11 protein-coding genes, 2 tRNA genes and 3 rRNA genes are annotated in these 19854 nt (G+C 38.0%); 6 read left to right on the top strand and 10 right to left on the bottom strand.

Going from position 1 to position 19854, the window contains the following annotated elements; genetic code table 11:
• Positions 1-7: 7 nt before the first annotated feature.
• Positions 8-466: an SsrA-binding protein SmpB gene (smpB, locus tag PGH12_RS14540; RefSeq protein WP_267599784.1), complete on the bottom strand. Its 459-nt coding sequence runs from the start codon at positions 464-466 to the stop codon at positions 8-10.
• Positions 467-582: 116 nt separating this feature from the next.
• Between smpB and PGH12_RS14535 the strand changes: the two genes are divergently transcribed.
• The gene (locus PGH12_RS14535) at positions 583-2205 is read left to right on the top strand and encodes an ABC-F family ATP-binding cassette domain-containing protein (RefSeq protein WP_267599783.1); all 1623 of its coding nucleotides are present in this window, start codon (positions 583-585) and stop codon (positions 2203-2205) included.
• 1310 nt (positions 2206-3515) lie between these two features.
• On the opposite strand, the gene rrf is transcribed toward PGH12_RS14535, so the two are convergent.
• The 8 genes from rrf to PGH12_RS14495 form a co-directional block, all read right to left on the bottom strand.
• Positions 3516-3623, bottom strand: a 5S ribosomal RNA gene (gene rrf / locus PGH12_RS14530).
• A 170-nt stretch (positions 3624-3793) separates the two neighbouring features.
• Positions 3794-6553 (bottom strand): 23S ribosomal RNA (locus PGH12_RS14525).
• Positions 6554-6850: 297 nt separating this feature from the next.
• Positions 6851-6927, bottom strand: a tRNA-Ala gene (locus PGH12_RS14520).
• A gap of 82 nt (positions 6928-7009) precedes the next feature.
• Positions 7010-7083, bottom strand: a tRNA-Ile gene (locus PGH12_RS14515).
• Positions 7084-7302: 219 nt separating this feature from the next.
• Positions 7303-8819 (bottom strand): 16S ribosomal RNA (locus PGH12_RS14510).
• Together the 16S, 23S and 5S rRNA genes with 2 tRNA genes alongside form the textbook arrangement of a ribosomal RNA operon.
• Positions 8820-9667: 848 nt before the next feature.
• Positions 9668-10483 (bottom strand): M48 family metallopeptidase, encoded by an 816-nt coding sequence (locus tag PGH12_RS14505; protein ID WP_267596163.1) that lies wholly within the window; start codon positions 10481-10483, stop codon positions 9668-9670.
• Positions 10484-10583: 100 nt separating this feature from the next.
• The gene (locus tag PGH12_RS14500; protein WP_267596164.1) at positions 10584-11405 is read right to left on the bottom strand and encodes a ferritin-like domain-containing protein; all 822 of its coding nucleotides are present in this window, start codon (positions 11403-11405) and stop codon (positions 10584-10586) included.
• Between the two features lie 24 nt (positions 11406-11429).
• Positions 11430-12140 carry a ferritin-like domain-containing protein gene (locus PGH12_RS14495; protein WP_267596165.1) on the bottom strand — a complete coding sequence of 237 codons (711 nt, stop codon included), beginning with the start codon at positions 12138-12140 and terminating at the stop codon, positions 11430-11432.
• A gap of 215 nt (positions 12141-12355) precedes the next feature.
• On the opposite strand from PGH12_RS14495, the gene recJ reads away from it, so the two are divergent.
• From recJ to PGH12_RS14475, 4 genes are read left to right on the top strand one after another with little or no spacing between them, the layout of a single operon-like run.
• Positions 12356-14071 carry a single-stranded-DNA-specific exonuclease RecJ gene (gene recJ, locus PGH12_RS14490; protein ID WP_267596166.1) on the top strand — a complete coding sequence of 572 codons (1716 nt, stop codon included), beginning with the start codon at positions 12356-12358 and terminating at the stop codon, positions 14069-14071.
• Between the two features lie 58 nt (positions 14072-14129).
• Positions 14130-14495 carry a four helix bundle protein gene (locus PGH12_RS14485; protein ID WP_267596167.1) on the top strand — a complete coding sequence of 122 codons (366 nt, stop codon included), beginning with the start codon at positions 14130-14132 and terminating at the stop codon, positions 14493-14495.
• A 20-nt stretch (positions 14496-14515) separates the two neighbouring features.
• Entirely contained in the window at positions 14516-15100 is a 585-nt protein-coding gene (gene nadD, locus PGH12_RS14480) for a nicotinate (nicotinamide) nucleotide adenylyltransferase (protein WP_267596168.1), read from the top strand.
• Between the two features lie 37 nt (positions 15101-15137).
• Positions 15138-15476, top strand: a complete 339-nt coding sequence (locus PGH12_RS14475) for a DUF3817 domain-containing protein (RefSeq protein ID WP_267596169.1) — start codon at positions 15138-15140, stop codon at positions 15474-15476.
• 53 nt (positions 15477-15529) lie between these two features.
• Here the strand turns inward: PGH12_RS14475 and PGH12_RS14470 are convergent, their stop codons facing one another.
• On the bottom strand, positions 15530-17311 hold the full coding sequence (locus PGH12_RS14470; protein ID WP_267596170.1) for a hypothetical protein: 1782 nt from the start codon (positions 17309-17311) through the stop codon (positions 15530-15532).
• A gap of 285 nt (positions 17312-17596) precedes the next feature.
• Here PGH12_RS14470 and PGH12_RS14465 point away from each other — a divergent pair, with 285 nt between their 5' ends.
• Positions 17597-19843, top strand: a complete 2247-nt coding sequence (locus PGH12_RS14465) for a TonB-dependent receptor domain-containing protein (protein WP_267596171.1) — start codon at positions 17597-17599, stop codon at positions 19841-19843.
• Positions 19844-19854 lie beyond the last annotated feature (11 nt).

Here is a 19854-nt window from a genome sequence, read left to right as displayed (position 1 = left end):
ATGATTTTTAACTTTTCTTTAATATTCTGTCGAGGCTCCGTTTGCTTTCTCTGTCTTTTATTGCTTCCCTTTTGTCGAAAAGCTTTTTCCCTCTTCCTAAAGCTATGAGTACTTTAGCCCGGCCTCTGTCATTAATATAAAGTTTTAAAGGTATAATGGTATTTCCTGCATCTTTGAGTTTTTTTTCGAGTTTTAACAATTCTCTTTTGTGCAACAGCAACTTTCGTTCCCTTTTTGTTTTGTGGTTGTAAAAAGTGCCCAATTTATATTCATCAATCATCATATTAATGATGTATAATTCACCGCTGATGAACTGGCAGAAGGCTTCTGTAATGGATGCTTTGGATGACCGCAGAGATTTTATTTCGGTTCCCGTGAGTACCATTCCCGCTTCGAATTCCTCCATGATTTCGTACTCGAATCTGGCTCTTCTGTTAAATATATTTACTGTTTTTTCGATCTTCATATCTAAAATTTCATTACTGTACAATACAAATATACCACACATTAAAAACTTGAGTATTACATTATTATATTTACCCAAATTCTTTTCGTAATTTTGCGCCAAATTTACAAACTTATATGTTAACAGTATCTAACTTATCTTTACAATTTGGGAAAAGAGTCCTTTTTGACGAGGTAAACATTATGTTTACGAAAGGAAACTGCTACGGGATCATCGGAGCAAATGGTGCAGGAAAGTCTACATTCCTCAAAATATTAACAGGAAAGCAAGATCCAACCACAGGACACGTATCTCTGGAACCAGGGAAAAGGATGTCGGTTTTGGAGCAGGATCACTTTGCATATGATCAATATACAGTTCTTGAAGCTGTACTGAGAGGAAATAAAAAATTATTTGAGATAAAAGAAGAGATGGACGCTTTATACGCTAAAGAAGATTTCTCTGATGAAGACGGTTTAAAAGCAGGAGAGCTAGGTGTAGTTTATGACGAAATGGGTGGTTGGAATTCAGAATCTGATGCACAAACTATGCTTTCAAATGTGGGTATCAAAGACGATATGCACTGGCAAATGATGAGTGAACTTGAGAATAAAGATAAAGTAAAGGTTCTTTTGGCTCAGGCGCTTTTCGGAAACCCTGATGTTTTGATTCTTGATGAACCTACCAATGACCTTGACATTGACACCATCGCATGGCTGGAGGATTTCCTTGCTGATTATGAAAATACAGTAATTGTAGTTTCTCACGACCGTCACTTCTTAGATACGGTTTGTACGCACATTGGTGATTTAGATTATGCTAAATTAAATCTATATACAGGTAACTACTCTTTTTGGTATCAAGCTTCTCAGCTAGCAACAAGACAGAGAGCACAGGCTAATAAAAAAGCAGAAGAAAAGAAGAAAGAACTTCAGGACTTCATCGCAAGATTTAGCTCAAACGTTGCTAAGGCTAAACAAGCAACTGCAAGAAAAAAAATGATCGATAAATTAAACATTGATGATATTAAACCATCTTCAAGAAGATATCCGGCAATTATTTTCGAAATGGAAAGAGAAGTTGGTGATCAGATCTTAGATGTTAAAGGTTTAGAAAAAACTAAAGATGGAGAATTATTATTCTCAAACATTGATTTAAATCTTAAAAAAGGTGATAAAGTTGCCATCATTTCTAAAAACTCTTTAGCTATTACAGAATTTTTCGAAATTTTAGCCGGAAATACTCAGGCAGATAAAGGAAATGTTGCATGGGGAGTTACGACTAACCAGTCTCACATGCCTTTGGATAATACTACTTTCTTTCAGGAAGACATCAATTTAGTTGATTGGTTGAGACAATTTACTAAAAATGATGAAGAGCGTCATGAAGAATTTATGAGAGGATTCTTAGGAAGAATGCTATTCTCTGGTGATGAAGCCTTAAAATCGTGTAAAGTGCTTTCCGGAGGTGAAAAAATGAGATGTATGTTCAGCAGAATGATGCTTCAAAAAGCTAACGTATTACTATTGGATGAGCCTACAAACCATTTAGATCTTGAAAGTATTACAACTTTGAACAACTCATTGTCAAATTTCAAAGGTAACCTTCTATTGTCTTCTCATGACCACGAAATGCTTCAAACAGTATGTAACAGAATTGTTGAACTTACCCCAAAAGGAGTTATCGACAGAGAAACAACTTACGATGATTATCTTGCTGATAAAAAGATCAAGGAACTAAGAGAAAAAATGTATTCTTAAGGATCATTTAAGAAATTATAATACAATCCGTCTCATTTTAATATTGAGGCGGATTTTTTTGTCTAATTGGAATCTTTTATTGTAAACTAATTAATAAATAAAGTATTTTGGCATTGAGTCAGCGACAATAGCTTAGTAAGACTACTTATATCTGATTAAATTTGCCATTTACATGAAAAAATATTCCTTTTATATAAATCATTGCCTTATAATCACTTGATATTTTAGAATCCGAAAAATTTTAATTATCTACATTTACTTTAAATAAATTTCTTTGTCTAAAATGCTTATTCAGTTACTTATACTCGCCTCACATTTGGCCTTTATAGATTGTTACTCCTTTTAGAAGAAAAAGTGAAACTAGATGGAATTACTACAGACGTAAATTAGTTGCAAACGAAATTAGTTCCAAGTTAAAAAAAATTTAGATTTATTAAAATTATTAAGACAAGAAGTAGAACTCTCTACTAAAAATTCAGCAAAAACGTGGCAAATCATACTTGTGAAGATAAAAACATATCGAAGCTATACAGAAAAAGAGCCCAAACTTTAATAAGTAAAATTATGTTTTTTATTAATAATGTCCGAAAACTTGAAACATAAGAAATTTAATTAATGAGTCAAGAAATCTCGAAGTGTAGTTTTAGTCACGTTATATATAAGTATTAATAAAACTTTTTTCTAAAACATCCGACATAATATAATTGAATCAAAATTTAGATAAATAAATTTATAACTTCGGTATGTGATATTACGTATTAACATTTTTTTATGGAATAAAGTAGCAACTCTTATCATAATTTTTCTTACGGTTTTGCAATTTTAAAAGCGTAATTTCAATATTTAAACATATATGAAAGTTAATAATAGAAAGCAATGGAGAGATTCCGAATATCTATATGATTACTAAAACATTTTCAATGCTTATACAGAAAATTTAATTGCTGATATTGCTTAGCTACATTATACTCAGAGAAATTATATTTAATCATAAGATAGTTGTAATTTTCACTATGCTTAAATTCATATTTTAGTTCAAGTTAAATAGCTCTCTTCTCAAGAAACAGTAATATTTGATGTATTCTAATTGTAGCCAGCGCTTTATACTTAAAATAATTGATTCGGATGTAAATGCTAACTGCAATAAAGCGTTATCCAGAACCATAGTTCTATGATGTTTTGCCTGGAACTAATAATTGCTGGAATTAGAATGAAGTTAATAGCTGTTATTACAATTACGTTTAACTTTCAATTGCGTATACACAAAAAAAAGCTCCTTTATCGGTTGATAAAGGAGCTTTAAAAAAAAAGACTGGCGGCGACCTACTCTCCCGCTTTCGCAGTACCATCGGCGCTGGTGGGCTTAACTTCTGTGTTCGGAATGGGAACAGGTGAGCCCCACCGCTAAAACCACCCTAAAGGTTGTATATAGCTGTAAGCATTAGGCTTTAGGCCTTAAGCTTATGGCTTTTTAATCGATAAAAACAGTCACAAAGAAAAAACCTTTCTTGCACTTGCAAGCGATTTGAGATAGGTTTATAATTTTTTAAATGATTACTCATTGATGATTATATTTATTCCTGTAATAGGCTATAAATCTACGGGTAATTAGTACTACTCGGCTATGCTGTTACCAACTTTACACCTGTAGCCTATCAACGTCGTCATCTCCAACGACCCTTAAAAGATGTCTCATCTTGAGGCGAGTTTCGCACTTATATGCTTTCAGTGCTTATCTCTTCCAAACGTAGCTACTCAGCGGTGCTCCTGGCGGAACAACTGATACACCAGAGGTTTGTTCAATTCGGTCCTCTCGTACTAGAATCAAGCCCTCTCAAACATCTAACGCCCGCAATAGATAGAGACCGAACTGTCTCACGACGTTCTGAACCCAGCTCGCGTGCCACTTTAATGGGCGAACAGCCCAACCCTTGGGACCTTCTCCAGCCCCAGGATGTGACGAGCCGACATCGAGGTGCCGAACCTCCCCGTCGATGTGAGCTCTTGGGGGAGACTAGCCTGTTATCCCCGGAGTACCTTTTATCCTATGAGCGATGGCCCTTCCATACGGAACCACCGGATCACTATGTCCTGCTTTCGCACCTGATCGACTTGTAGGTCTCACAGTCAAGCACCCTTATGCCATTACACTCTACGCACGGTTACCAAGCGTGCTGAGGGTACCTTTGAAAGCCTCCGTTACTCTTTTGGAGGCGACCACCCCAGTCAAACTACCCACCACGCAGTGTCCTTCTAAAAGAAGTTAGGCTCCAAGTAAGTAAAGGGTGGTATTTCAACGTTGACTCCACAAACACTAGCGTGCCTGCTTCAAAGTCTCCCACCTATCCTACACATTACTTACTCAAAGTCAATACGAAGTTATAGTAAAGGTTCACAGGGTCTTTTCGTCCCATTGCGGGTACTCGGCATCTTCACCGAGACTACAATTTCACAGAGCTCATGGTTGAGACAGTGCCCAGATCGTTACACCATTCGTGCAGGTCGGAACTTACCCGACAAGGAATTTCGCTACCTTAGGACCGTTATAGTTACGGCCGCCGTTTACTGGGGCTTCAGTCAAACGCTTCGCATTGCTGCTAACGCCCTTCCTTAACCTTCCAGCACCGGGCAGGTGTCAGACCCTATACAGCATCTTTCGATTTAGCAGAGTCCTGTGTTTTTGATAAACAGTCGCCTGGGCCTCTTCACTGCGGCCAGCATTGCTGCTGGCGTCTCTTCTTCCGAAGTTACGAGACTATTTTGCCTAGTTCCTTAACCATGATTCACTCTAGCACCTTAGGATTCTCTCCTCGACTACCTGTGTCGGTTTTGGTACGGGTTGCTTCACTTCGGCTTTTCTTGGAAGCACTTTCCTTACAGCAACTTCGCCCGAAGGCTAGGTCTTGACTATTCCGTCAGTCTCCAGTAAGTACGGCACTCCGTCCCCTTTTTAGTGTGAGCAAGTATGGGAATATTAACCCATTGTCCATCCACTACCCCTTTCGGGTTCGCGTTAGGTCCCGACTAACCCTCAGCTGATTAGCATGGCTGAGGAAACCTTAGTCTTTCGGTGAGCGGGTTTCTCGCCCGCTTTATCGTTACTTATGCCTACATTTTCTTTTCTGTACGCTCCACAATGGCTCGCGCCACTGCTTCTGTGCAAACAGAATGCTCCCCTACCAGATACAACCCTAAGTTGTAAATCCATAGCTTCGGTACTCTATTTATGCCCGATTATTATCCATGCCGGACCGCTCGACTAGTGAGCTGTTACGCACTCTTTAAATGAATGGCTGCTTCCAAGCCAACATCCTAGCTGTCAATGCAGTCCAACCGCGTTGCTTCAACTTAATAGAGATTTGGGGACCTTAGCTGTTGGTCTGGGTTCTTTCCCTCTCGGACACGGACCTTAGCACCCGCGCCCTCACTGCCGTGGAACATTTATTAGCATTCGGAGTTTGTCAGGAATTGGTAGGATTTGACTCCCCCGCATCCAATCAGTAGCTCTACCTCTAATAAACTTATACACGACGCTGCACCTAAATGCATTTCGGGGAGTACGAGCTATCTCCCAGTTTGATTGGCCTTTCACCCCTACCCACAGGTCATCCGAAGACTTTTCAACGTCAACCGGTTCGGTCCTCCACTTTGTGTTACCAAAGCTTCAACCTGCCCATGGGTAGATCACAAGGTTTCGCGTCTAATACTACTAACTATGCGCCCTATTCAGACTCGCTTTCGCTCCGGCTCCGGACCTGAAGTCCTTAACCTCGCTAGTAACATTAACTCGTAGGCTCATTATGCAAAAGGCACGCCGTCACCCAACTTGTGGGCTCCGACCGCTTGTAGGCGTACGGTTTCAGGTTCTATTTCACCCTTCTATTCGAAGTGCTTTTCACCTTTCCTTCACAGTACTTGTTCACTATCGGTCTTTCAGGAGTATTTAGCCTTGGAGGATGGTCCCCCCATATTCAGACAGGATTTCACGTGTCCCGCCCTACTCATTTATCATCTAAATATACCTTTCAAATACGGGGCTATCACCCTCTATGGCTGTTCTTTCCAGAACATTCTTTTAAATATATAAAGACTTTTGGGCTAATCCGCGTTCGCTCGCCACTACTTACGGAATCTCTTCGATTTCTTTTCCTCAGGGTACTTAGATGTTTCAGTTCTCCTGGTTTGCTCTCCTTGCGGAGTGACTGGTCTTCAACCAGACGGGTTGCCCCATTCGGACATCTCGGGATCAATTCGTGTGTGCCGATCCCCCGAGCTTTTCGCAGCTTACCGCGTCCTTCTTCGCCTCTGAAAGCCTAGGCATCCGCCATACGCCCTTAACGATTTCTTTCCTATTTATTTCTCAAGCACTCGCAAGTGCTCGGTTTTTTCTTTGTGATATTTTTACCGTTAATGTCAATGATCTTAATGTCTTTCTGCTCGTCTGATAAATGGATATTTGTTTTGGCTCTATCCATCTTACTTTTAAATCAAACTTACAAAACTGTGGAGAATAAGGGAGTCGAACCCTTGACCTTCCCGATGAATCGGGTCGCTCTAGCCCCTATCGGCTAAAATCCTTTGTTTATTCTTTAAATAACTTCTGTGCTCGTTACATCTCTGTAACTTTTTTATTACTTCTCAGTAATGGTGGAGAATAAGGGAGTCGAACCCTTGACCTCCTGCGTGCAAGGCAGGCGCTCTAGCCAGCTGAGCTAATTCCCCTCTAGGTGCTTCTGGCGATTTGCTTCTTGCTTCCAGCTTTCTTGCCATCAGCTATAAGCCATTTGCCATCCGCTTCAATTAGTAGTCTCGGGCAGGCTCGAACTGCCGACCTCTACATTATCAGTGTAGCGCTCTAACCAGCTGAGCTACGAGACTTTGTTTAGATGTTAGATTTTAGACACCAGATGTTAGACTAATCTCTAACTTCTAATTTTCTAACCTCTATTTTCTAAATCTCTCCCTCTGATACTAATTTCTAGTGGGTTTGTATTTTTATAATATAAGCAACCGAGTAAAAAACTAAAACGTTTTCTTTTAAGTAAGTACATGGTACATTAAAGTACCTTTATTTGTTTAACGTCGAAAGACGCTCTAAAATGAGATGTTCCAGCCGCACCTTCCGGTACGGCTACCTTGTTACGACTTAGCCCTAGTTACCTGTTTTACCCTAGGCAGCTCCTGTTACGGTCACCGACTTCAGGTACCCCAGACTTCCATGGCTTGACGGGCGGTGTGTACAAGGCCCGGGAACGTATTCACCGCGCCATGGCTGATGCGCGATTACTAGCGATTCCAGCTTCATAGAGTCGAGTTGCAGACTCCAATCCGAACTGAGACCGGCTTTCGAGATTCGCATCTATTCGCATAGTAGCTGCCCTCTGTACCGGCCATTGTATTACGTGTGTGGCCCAAGGCGTAAGGGCCGTGATGATTTGACGTCATCCCCACCTTCCTCTCTACTTGCGTAGGCAGTCTCACTAGAGTCCCCAACTGAATGATGGCAACTAGTGACAGGGGTTGCGCTCGTTGCAGGACTTAACCTAACACCTCACGGCACGAGCTGACGACAACCATGCAGCACCTTGAAAATTGCCCGAAGGAAGGTCTATTTCTAAACCGATCAATTCCCATTTAAGCCTTGGTAAGGTTCCTCGCGTATCATCGAATTAAACCACATAATCCACCGCTTGTGCGGGCCCCCGTCAATTCCTTTGAGTTTCATTCTTGCGAACGTACTCCCCAGGTGGCTAACTTATCACTTTCGCTTAGTCTCTGAACCCGAAAGCCCAAAAACGAGTTAGCATCGTTTACGGCGTGGACTACCAGGGTATCTAATCCTGTTCGCTCCCCACGCTTTCGTCCATCAGCGTCAGTTAAAACATAGTGACCTGCCTTCGCAATTGGTGTTCTAAGTAATATCTATGCATTTCACCGCTACACTACTTATTCCAGCCACTTCTACTTTACTCAAGACCCGCAGTATCAATGGCAGTTTCATAGTTAAGCTATGAGATTTCACCACTGACTTACGAGCCCGCCTACGGACCCTTTAAACCCAATAAATCCGGATAACGCTTGCACCCTCCGTATTACCGCGGCTGCTGGCACGGAGTTAGCCGGTGCTTATTCGTATAGTACCTTCAGCTATCTACACGTAGATAGGTTTATCCCTATACAAAAGAAGTTTACAACCCATAGGGCCGTCGTCCTTCACGCGGGATGGCTGGATCAGGCTCTCACCCATTGTCCAATATTCCTCACTGCTGCCTCCCGTAGGAGTCTGGTCCGTGTCTCAGTACCAGTGTGGGGGATCACCCTCTCAGGCCCCCTAAAGATCATTGACTTGGTGAGCCGTTACCTCACCAACTATCTAATCTTGCGCGTGCCCATCTCTATCCACCGGAGTTTTCAATATTAAATGATGCCATTCAATATATTATGGGGTATTAATCTTCCTTTCGAAAGGCTATCCCCCAGATAAAGGTAGGTTGCACACGTGTTCCGCACCCGTGCGCCGCTCTCAAAGTCCCGAAGGACTTCTACCGCTCGGCTTGCATGTGTTAGGCCTCCCGCTAGCGTTCATCCTGAGCCAGGATCAAACTCTCCATTGTATGTTTGTCTGACTCACTCAAAGTTTTGACGCTTTAGTTTTTCCTTACTTGGTTGTTATATCTATTTTTCAATGATCTCTTCTCTTACGCTTTCTCAGCTGCCCTTTTCTGTCGTTGGGCGTTGCCGTATTTGCGTGTGCAAAAGTAAAACTTTATTTCTAATTAGCCAAATGTTTTTTGAAGAAATTTTAAAGTTTTTTAAGTAACCCTAAACCCTTCTCTTAACCCTCAACCTATCTACTCCTGCGCTCCCCGTATCGGGACTGCAAAGATAAAAACTTTTTCTAATTACACAAAATTTATTTGAATAAAATTTCATGGTATTTAAAATCATTTATACCGGAGTTTTTTTTGTTCCTGCCTATCTAAAGGCGCTTCTGCGCTACCGATCTACTCTCGTTTTTCAGTGGGGCAAAAGTAGTACGTTTATCCCCATACTTCCAAATATATTTAACATAATGTTCATTTTTAATTCATATCCGAACTTAACCCTTTGAAGATCTGATAGAAAAATTTCTAATTCCTCCGGTGGGTTTTGACGTGATGATATGTTCAGCACTGTTTTTTGATGAAAAGAATGGCTTCATTATATAAAGTTGGTTTTCTGAAGGGCTGATTATTTAGTAATTGAAAAAAACGCTCATCCGAAGATCTATCCCCTAGCCCCGATCAAAACGGCATCCTTTTTCGGGATGGACGAAGCGAAGTGTAGACCTTCCCGGAAAAGATATAGTGGAGAGCGGGAAAAAGCTACGGAGGAAAAACCGCTATATTAAGATAGATGATAAAATATTGATCGCAAAAAAAATCCGGTATAGAACCGGACTTATTAATATATGTATGAATTTTTATTTCGTCAATTTTGCTGTAGGAAGAGAAACAGTTCCCGGATCTTTCCAAAGACCGTCTTTTTCTGCTCTCTTTTTTATTGCTTCAGCTCTTTTGTTACTGTCGGGATGTGAATTGAACATTTTCTGAAGGCCTGACTGCGTAGATCCTCCTTCTGAAAGTAAAGCCAACTTCTTAAAAGCGGTGTAAGCACCCACTACATTATATTTGTTTGCTTTCATGAAATCATAGGAGTAAGTATCTGCCTGAGATTCTTGCTTTTTGCTGTGAGAGGCATCAAGAAATGCATTTGCCATTTTACCAACCTGACTGTCATTTAAATTTGCTACGGTGGATGAGGCTGATGAAGCTGCATCCAATGCGGCAGCTTTAAGATAAGCAGATTTTATAGCATCTTTTGTATCCTGATTTTTAACGTGACCAATCTCGTGACCGATAACTGCCAAAAGCTCATCGTCTGTCATCACATCCATCAAAGATGAAAAAACACGTACACTGCCATCTGCACAGGCAAAGGCATTAATGTCTTTTACTTTGTAGACTTTATAATTTAGATTGAGCCCGTCCTGAGATTTGTGTTTAGAAAAAAGCTTGTTCAGTCTTACTGTATAAGGATCTTTTGGCCCTGCAATCTGATTGTTTTTATCCATATAATCTACGGATTCTTTGGAAAGTTTTACAGCATCTTCGTTGGTAAAGGTTAGTGCTTTAGCACCTTTTGAAATAATATCTGTTGCTTTTCCCAGATTGATTTTCTGTGACTTTACTGCCTGTAATGATCCCAGTAAGAATACACCGATAATAATTTTTTTCATTTAATATAATTTAGACTTCTAAGATAGCACTTTTAAACAAAAAAAATCCTTTTTCGGAGAAGTACCGAAAAAGGATTTAACCTAAACTATATAAACTAAATTAATCAATAAATAAAGATGCAATTGCTGTAGCTTCTGCTCCAGTCAATACCTCATCATATGCTGCAGAACCTGCTGCCGCACCGAAAGTTGTTGCCGTATTAAAGCCAGCCTGCACTGTAACGTCTTCACCTGCATAAACAGCATTAGTTGCTGCAGGCATTCCTCCACTTCCGCTTCCTCCACTTGCTAACTCAATCCACCCTTTGTTTGCACGCATTCTACGAACCATAGAGGCATGTCTTGCTTCTACAGAGTGAATCTGTAAAGCTGCCTGAAGAACAGCTCCGTTTGACATTACATTTCCTGCCTGTCCTTTGTAAGCTCTCACGCCTGTGTCTTCAAACGCCTGAGCCAGAACAAGAAATTGCTGATAATTTGTAAAAGGTGAAAAAGCACCATTCACAGTAAAGTCAAAAGTTGGTTTTGCTATAGGAGCAACGTTAAGAGAATTCAGTGTACTTTTAAGAAAAGTAACGTGAGCTGTCTCGTGTTTTGAAATTTGTTGGAAAACTACTTTATCTGATGCAGGGATAAGGTTGGCAGTCTGCAATCCTATTCTATAATATTCGTCTTCTAAATATTCTAAAGTTAGAGCTAACTGAAGAGCGTCTGTAAGCGCACTTTTCATAGCTAAAGTTGGTTCATTTTTAGTTTCTGCTTTTGCAGAAGTTGCTAAAAAGCTTCCTAAACCTAAAGGTAATGCTGCAACTGCCGCTTTTTTACCAAATGTAGAAAGATCTGAAAGGTTATCTAATCTAGACGTTTGTTTTGAGAAAAATGTATCGTCAGAAAGTTTATCTAATAATTTTAAAATGTTCATAATAATCGATTTTTGAGTGAATAATTAGTTAATACCTCTTTCTTTCCAGGTAAATGGAGTTTTAAAGAATCCTCCCGCCGCCGCAACGACATCTTTTGGTTCTTTTGCCACATCAAGACCAGTTACCGGATCTACTACATCGTCTCCTGAGAAAGCTGCAGTTAATGGGTTGATCAAATCTCTGATCGCTGAAGCGTGTCTTGCTTCTACCGACACAATTTTCCCGGCCAAAACAAGATAAGCAGGATTGGTAATGTATTTACCTGCAGCATTGTAAGCCGCCACTCCTGTATCTTCCAAAGCTTTTGCTGTTGCCAAAACAGAACTTCTATCGTTGAAGTTTACATTTGGATATTGAAACTCAAGTGTTGGTAAAACATTGGTAGTGGCACCCGTAATTGCTGCCTTGAAGAAATCTCTGTGAATTACCTCGTGGTGATACAAATCTGTCAAAACTTCTTTTTCAGCATTTGAAATTCCTGCATAGAAGTTATTGACAACTTTCGTGTAGAAATCTGCTTCTAACTGTTCAAGAGCGTACGCGTAGTTTAAAACTCCTACATCGCCCATACCCAAATCGAATATCTTATTATCGTTATACTCAAAATCGTCATCGTCACAGCCTACCAAAGTAAGCCCCGCAACGGCAATACCGATGCCGCTTAGTTTTAGGAAGTTTCTTCTGCTGGTATCCAGGGTAGCTCCCTGATTAGAAACATTGATTGGTTTTTTCATAATATTATTTTTAGAAAGGTTTAGTACTTTTAATGATATCTACGATATAAGTTTGGATTTGGTTTTTTAATTTTCAAAAAAATTTAAAATTTATTAAATTAATCTTCGTTTACCGTCAAAAATATTGAGACATAATCAATTACGAGACCAATCTTTATGAGGAAAGATCTTAACGCTAATCTTTTTTTAAAATAAATTTTACTTATTTTTGTGAAATGAGTCAAAAATGGATTTACAAAACCGAACCGGATGAAGAAACTGTAGATGGATTGAGTTCATCTCTTGGTTTCGGAACTTTTGAATCCAAACTATTGGTCTTGAGAGGAATTGACAATTATCAGAAGGCACGAGAATTTTTCAAGCCAAATTTAGCTGATATTCACAATCCTTTTTTGATGGCAGATATGCAAAAAGCTGTAGAGCGTGTTGCCACAGCCATTGAAAACGGAGAAAAAATAATGGTCTACGGCGATTATGATGTCGACGGAACCACAGCTGTTGCTCTTACCTATCTTTATTTAAGAAAAATTGTTCAGAAAAAATATTTAGACTTTTATATTCCCGACAGAAACTCTGAAGGCTACGGAATATCTACAGAGGGAATCGATTTTGCAAAAGAAAACGGTTTTTCTTTGATTATCGCATTAGATTGCGGTATTAAGTCGATTGACATGATTAACTATGCGAAAGCAAAGCAAATCGACTTTATTATCTGCGATCACCATTTACCGGGAGACGAAATTCCTGATGCTGTAGCTGTTTTAGATCCTAAAAGAAGCGACTGCAGATATCCTTTTAAAGAACTTTCAGGATGTGGAGTTGGTTTTAAATTGTGTCAGGGATTAAATACTATTTACAAAATCCCAGAGACAGAATTATTTGAATTGACTGATCTTCTTGCTATTTCTATTGCTGCAGATATCGTGTCTATGACAGGTGAAAACAGAGTGTTTGCAAAAATGGGACTTAAAATTCTCAGAAAAACAAGAAATCTAGGTTTGCGACTTTTAATTCCTGAAGACAAGCTTTCTAATTTTGAAATTTCAAATATTGTCTTCGAAATTGCTCCAAAAATCAACGCAGCGGGTAGAATTTCCCAAGGAAAAGCGGCAGTGGAACTGATGGTTTCAGACAATCTGAAACACGCCCAACAAATTGTAGGCGACATCATGAATCTGAATGATGAAAGAAGGGAACTCGATATGTTTTCTACAGAATCTGCTTTAAAACAAATTATAGAATCTCAGCAGGAAACAAAATACACAACTATCGTATATCATCCGGAGTGGAACAAAGGCGTGATCGGTATTGTAGCGTCGAGACTTATCGAAACGTATTATAAACCGACATTAGTTTTCACAGATGGAAATAATGGTGAAATGGTAGCTTCCGCAAGATCTGTTTCAGATTTTGATGTACATGAAGCGTTGGATCTGTGTTCGGAATATTTCTTAAAATTTGGAGGTCATCATGCTGCGGCCGGACTTTCAATGGAAAAAGATAAATTCCACGATTTTAAAATTAAATTCGAAAAAACTGTTGCCGAGAAAATAAAAGATCATCAAAAAGAACCGTCGATCACGATCGATGCAGATATAGAGATAGACGATATTAACAGAGATTTCATCAATTTCCACAGGAAACTTGCACCATTTGGTCCGCATAACATGAAACCGAATCTGGTTTTGAAAAATCAAAAAATCGCCGGTTACCTGAAAACAATGGGAAAAGATAATAATCACCTGAAATTTTACATTAAGCAAGATTCTACAGGAAGAAATATTGAATGCGTTGGCTTCAAACTCGGGCAGTTTGCTGATGATTTCAGAACTAAATCTTTTGACATTGCTTTTACTTTAGAAGAAAACCACTGGAAAGGAAATGTGACGCACTATCTTAATATTCGGGATGTGAAGTTTATTGAAGGTTGAGGATAAGGCTTAGGTATAGGCTTAGGATGATAATCTGATAATTTTTTAAACTAAACAAATGATAAACGATTTTACTGAAATGCCTGTTTGGCAAAAGGCAATGGATGTTGCTGAAAAGTGTTTCACCATTTCAGAAAATTTACCACGAAAAGAAGATTACGCTCTTACTTCACAATTACGAAGATCGGCTGAAAGTATTTCTGCTAATATTGCGGAAGGTTTTGGAAGACGAACGAGCAAAGATAAAAGTCGTTTCTATGATATTGCGAGAGGATCTGCATTTGAAACTAAAAGTCATTTGATTTATGGATTAAGAGTAACGTACTTTCAAGAAATAGAATATTTGGATATTAAAAATATTATTGATGAAGTAATTCATGAACTCAATAAAATAACATCATACCTCAATCGAATGCAACCTTAACCTTAAACTCAACCTCAACTTTGAAAAAAATCGGTTTATTTTTTGGATCCTTTAATCCTATTCATATCGGTCATTTAATTTTGGCCAACTATATTCTTGAAAATTCTGATATGGATGAATTGTGGTTTGTTGTAAGTCCGCAAAATCCTTTTAAAGAAAAAAAATCTCTTCTAAAAGATCACAATCGTTTGGATATGGTGCAACTCGCCGTAAAAAATTATCCTAAAATGCGTGCTTCAAATGTTGAATTTTCTTTACCAACACCAAGTTACACAATTGACACATTAACGTATCTTCAGGAAAAATATCCTGATTTTTCTTTCAGTTTGATTATGGGAGAAGACAACCTCAACGGACTTCAAAAATGGAAAAACTCTGATGTTTTAATAAAAAATCATCATATCATTGTATATCCCAGAGTATTTGAAGGTGAGAAAAAAGATTCGGAATATCTGCAGCATGAAAATATTTCAATGATAAAAGCTCCTGTCATAGAATTGTCTGCAACAGAAATCAGAAATATGATTAAAGAGGGTAAAAATGTAAGACCAATGCTTCCACCAGAGGTTTTTGACTATTTGGACGGCAGTAGTTTTTATAAATAGAAGTTAGAATTTAGGCAAATTAAGTAGCAGAATAAATATGGAATTCATCGAAAATTTTTTCTCAAAATATCCTCAGGAAAAACTTATTAAATGGTTTAAGCAAATCTGTATGGCAGAAGCGATCTCGTGGCTTTTTCTCTTCACGGCAATGACGTGGATTCGGGTTGATCCTGAAGGAATTTTACCAATCGTTTACATCAGCACCATCGGAAGTATTCATGGATTGTTTTTTACGCTTTACCTTTTATTTTTACCCTCGATGAGAAAGATATATACCTGGGATGATGAAGATACAGTGTTCGCTTTAATAGCCGCATTTTTTCCGTTTGCTACGATTTGGATTGATAAAAAAATCGCTCGTTTTGATAGAGAATAAATAAAAAAAGGACTTTTTTCAAGTCCTTTTTTGTCTAAAATTAATTTAAATTCTTAAAAATCTCTCATGACGTGACCCGTTGCGGTAAATGTATGGTTTCCGGCAGTATCTGTATATGTTCCATATACAGTAAAATCTATGTAAGTTCCCACGGCTCCGAAATTTGTTACCTGCACCACTACATTTCCTGTACTCGAATTAAAAGACCCTCCTGAAAATTCAAACGAATGATCTGTACTAAAGCTACCCACAGTTCCAAGCATATTCTCCTGTACCATAGAAAAAACATTACCCGCAGGAGAAAAGGAGTTTATTCTTAATTGTTTGGCAGGCATATTTGGAGATGTAGATGTAAGTCCCGACCATTGCGCATTGATGCCCCCTAAAATATATCTCACGTTTTGATTATCAATTTTATAACTGATAAATTCGTTTACGGCATTACAGGCAACGAGATTATTAAAATTCATCACAGGTGAATTTGCAATAAAAGAAATGTCACCTGTCGTTTTCAAATTGGTATAATCATACCCTTCTAAAATCATTTGAGTATTGGCTGCACAAGAATAAGCTGTGAAAGAAAAATTACCTGTATTACTTAAAGGAACAGATTGAAATTGAAAATAATTGGTACTTGTTGGTAATCTTAGAATCGCATATCCGTCTGTAACTTCTGTATTCGCACATGTCTTAATATTTCCTTGAATCGTATATTGATTACCCGTTGTTGTTACAACAATATCCGGTAGAACCATTGTTGTTCCTGCTGTCACAGGTGCAACATTTGAAGTGTAAACCACTGTATTACAAACATCATAAACCTTCAGAACAAGCATTTCATTTGCCGGAATTATTCCTGATACAGTTCCTACATTATCTGTGTATCCGTATGATTCGTAAGTTTGACTGGCTCTCTTTAAAGTTACCAACGAATTTATCATTGGCGCACCTGCAGAATTTTTTACTGTTACCTTTAAAATGGATTGTGGAAATTGCACATCACAATTCCACCACGAGAAATGGCTTACATTTCCTACGTAAGCATTCCCAACCTTCGTTGCAGAACCATCTTCCTGCCAAATCCCTGTAGTTTCTTCAAAAGACCATAACGGAATTGTAGCAGGAGACGTAGAAGTTTGGGCAGCATCTATCGCCATTGTCATTTCAGCGGTATGACCGTTTGCAATCTGAAGGTTTTGCCCTGAAGCACCCGTCAATTGTACATGTAGCATTCCGTAAGTTTCCATTACTCTTGCATTTCCTGCTGTATTATTTGCAAGAAAAGAACCAGGCATCAATTCATTAAGATATTGATCTGAAGATTTCAAGTGAAACATTGCCACATTTACACTTCCGCTGTATGCATTTCCGTTTGCATCTTTGAAACTACCGTCAAATTTCACTTTAGTTCCGTTTGGTAAGGAAACAGTTGCGGTAGTTCCTGTAGCAATAGTTGCGGTATTGGTTGCAGGAATCATCATGATGTTGATCCTATTACTTCCGGTAGTTGGAACAAGAGTACGAGAACCGTTTACAAAACCCGCTTTGGTTACTTTTACATAGGCGAAATTTTCTTTCACATCGGCATTTTTAATTACAAAAATTCCTTTAAAATTGGTCTGAGCGGTTGCTGACCCAATAGTTACTGTTGCTCCGGAAACAGGACTTCCGTTTGTTGATAAAACTAGACCGTTGAAATTTCTTTGTGCTGAATTTCCAAAGTTAAAGTTTGTTTCCTCGCTTCCTTGCTGCTGATTTTCGAGATCGATAAAAGAATCGCTTTTACACGATACAAGAATCATCAAAATAAGGATTAATGAGTAAAGTTTTGTCATAGATTATTACGTTTTATTGTGAACTCTAAATTACTCAAAAAAATGTGAACTAAAAATTTTATTTTTCAATGTAACAAAAAGAGGCTGCCAATTGTCTAATTATGTAGAACATCAAAGCAGTAAAAATTTAAATATAAAAATTTAGTAGCTCATAATTAAATAGTTACAAATTAAATCAAAACTTTTTTACTACTTTGTATTGCATGATACTAAATATATTACATATCTTTGCAATGTAAAATAATAACAGATACAAGCATCTATACACTATTAAAATCTAAAATCATGAAAACGCCACTCCTCATCGCCGCAATATTTTTTTCAGGACTTACTTTCGCACAAGAAAAAAAATCTGATACGCTACAGACAAAAAAAATAGAAGAAGTTGTTCTAACGAAACAAGTATTCAAAAAACAAAGCGACCGTTTTGTATATGATGTTGCCGCTTCACCTGTCACAAAAGGAAATACGACATTCGATCTTTTGAAGCAAACACCTTTACTTTCTACAACAGATGATAAAACACTAAAAATTGCAGGGAAAAACAGCGCGCTGATCTACATCAACGGTAGAAAAACCAATATGGATCCTGAATCTCTGACTCAATTCTTAAAAAATACACCCGCAGAAAATATTCAGAAAATTGAGGTCATTACCGTTCCCGGAAGTGAATTTCAGGTAGAATCTTCAGACGGAATCATCAATATTGTTTTGAAAAAGAAAATGAGCGATGGTACGAACGGAAACATGAGAATGTCTAATTCTCAGAACAAATACAACTCTAGTCAGGCAAGTTTTTCGGTAAATTATAGAAAAGATAAGTTAGGAATCAGCGCTAATTTAATTGGCGGAGAAAATTTAGAAGCTCAAAGCTACATCTTGAAAAACGGAACTGATTCTGTGAAAAATGAATCTGTAGGAGATATCGACGATCCAAACAAAAACCTCGGCGGATATCTGAACTTCGATTACCAGTTGAACGATAAAAGTAATTTGGCCTTATCATGGAATTCCTGGGCGAATAAGAGTTATGGTTCTACTGTAGAACTTTTAAATACTCTGAAAACTTATAAAGCAGATGGAAGTTTAGACGAGACTGATATTACACGCTCAAGTAATCTGGAAAATGCAAGGAATTATAATAATTCTGTAAATTTAAATTACGAATTAAAGACAGATTCTTTAGGAAGTAAACTTAATATGAATGCTGCTTATCTTATTTATAAAAGATTTCAGAATTCTGATAACAGAACTTTGGTACAGGCTCCTTCAGGAAGTTTTGATCAATATCGACAAAATGTAGTTCAGGAAATTCCACAGATCGTTAATAATTTCTCGGCAACCGTAGATTATATTCAGAAATTTAAAAATGACCTGACGGTTTCTGTGGGAGGAAATTTTAATACCACTCAAACTGATAACGATACCAAAAACTTTTTCAATTACTATGACAAACAAGGAAAGTTTGAAAGTGTAAAAGCAGAACTCAACCATTTTATATACGACGAGAAAATTTATGGTGCCTATCTTACGTTTGAAAAGAAGTTTTCAGACAAGCTATCCGGTAAAGTCGGAGCAAGATATGAAATCACAAAAAGCTTAGGTACATCTGAAATTCCCAATCAGCCGATGCAAAAATTTGAAAGAGATTACAATAATCTGCTTCCGTATTTGAGCTTAAATTATGCAATTAATGACAAAAACAATATTTCATACGCATTTTCGAGCAGAATGAGAAGACCGAGTTTTTGGGAACTGAATCCTGTAAAAAACATTCTTACACAATATAATTACACTCAAAACAATCCTTTTGTAAAAGCTTCATCAACATATAACCAGGAGTTGACCTATATGTTTAAAAATTCTTATTTCCTTATTCTGAATCACTCTTATTTTAAAGATGTTATAACTCAGGTTCCACTTCAGAGAGATATTGTGAAAGATGATAAAACATACAGACAGTTGGCGTACATCCGTACCAATTTTGGTGATAAACAGGAAATGTCTGCGATGCTGGGAATGCAGAAAACATTTTTCAATCAGTATCTTACCACCAATTTTAATATTGGATTGCAACATAATATTAACAAAGGTACGCTAAATACAGATCCTACTACAGGACAGATTTTTGATACATATATCAACAACAGAGAATCTTCAAGCGTAGTTATTCAAACCAATAACACCATTCGTTTAGACAAAAAGAAAACATGGTTTTTGGGAATCAATTATTTCTACGTAGACAAACAACAGATCGAACTGGGAATGCTGAAAGATCTTATGAGCTTAGATATTAGCATTAAGAAAAACTGGAACGACTGGACTTTTGCCCTAAATCTTGAAGATGTGCTGCGAACAAATATTGTGGAAATTGAAGATTCTCAGGCAAACGGAAATTACAACTATGTAAAAAACGACCAGTACAATCGTGGCGGAACTTTTAGCATCACTTATAACTTCGGAAATCAGAAAGTGAAAAAAATGAGAGACATTAATGGAGCTTCTGACGCCATTAAAAGCAGAACGAGATAAAACAATCATTC

The sequence above is a fragment of the Chryseobacterium sp. CY350 genome (assembly GCF_027945075.1).
Lineage (GTDB): Bacteria > Bacteroidota > Bacteroidia > Flavobacteriales > Weeksellaceae > Chryseobacterium.
The sequence above is the reverse complement of the archived record's forward strand: the minus strand, read 5'-3'. Positions and strand labels throughout refer to the sequence as shown.

What these genes read in the sequence shown, in the direction of transcription:
- PGH12_RS14535 (WP_267599783.1), top strand. Translation starts at nt 583, where the DNA reads ATGTTAACAGTATCTAACTTATCTTTACAATTTGGGAAAAGAGTCCTT.
- PGH12_RS14495 (WP_267596165.1), bottom strand. Translation starts at nt 12,140, where the DNA reads ATGAAAAAACCAATCAATGTTTCTAATCAGGGAGCTACCCTGGATACC.
- PGH12_RS14465 (WP_267596171.1), top strand. Translation starts at nt 17,597, where the DNA reads ATGAAAACGCCACTCCTCATCGCCGCAATATTTTTTTCAGGACTTACT.
- PGH12_RS14505 (WP_267596163.1), bottom strand. Translation starts at nt 10,483, where the DNA reads ATGAAAAAAATTATTATCGGTGTATTCTTACTGGGATCATTACAGGCA.
- recJ (WP_267596166.1), top strand. Translation starts at nt 12,356, where the DNA reads ATGAGTCAAAAATGGATTTACAAAACCGAACCGGATGAAGAAACTGTA.
- PGH12_RS14470 (WP_267596170.1), bottom strand. Translation starts at nt 17,311, where the DNA reads ATGACAAAACTTTACTCATTAATCCTTATTTTGATGATTCTTGTATCG.
- smpB (WP_267599784.1), bottom strand. Translation starts at nt 466, where the DNA reads ATGAAGATCGAAAAAACAGTAAATATATTTAACAGAAGAGCCAGATTC.
- PGH12_RS14500 (WP_267596164.1), bottom strand. Translation starts at nt 11,405, where the DNA reads ATGAACATTTTAAAATTATTAGATAAACTTTCTGACGATACATTTTTC.
- PGH12_RS14485 (WP_267596167.1), top strand. Translation starts at nt 14,130, where the DNA reads ATGATAAACGATTTTACTGAAATGCCTGTTTGGCAAAAGGCAATGGAT.
- PGH12_RS14475 (WP_267596169.1), top strand. Translation starts at nt 15,138, where the DNA reads ATGGAATTCATCGAAAATTTTTTCTCAAAATATCCTCAGGAAAAACTT.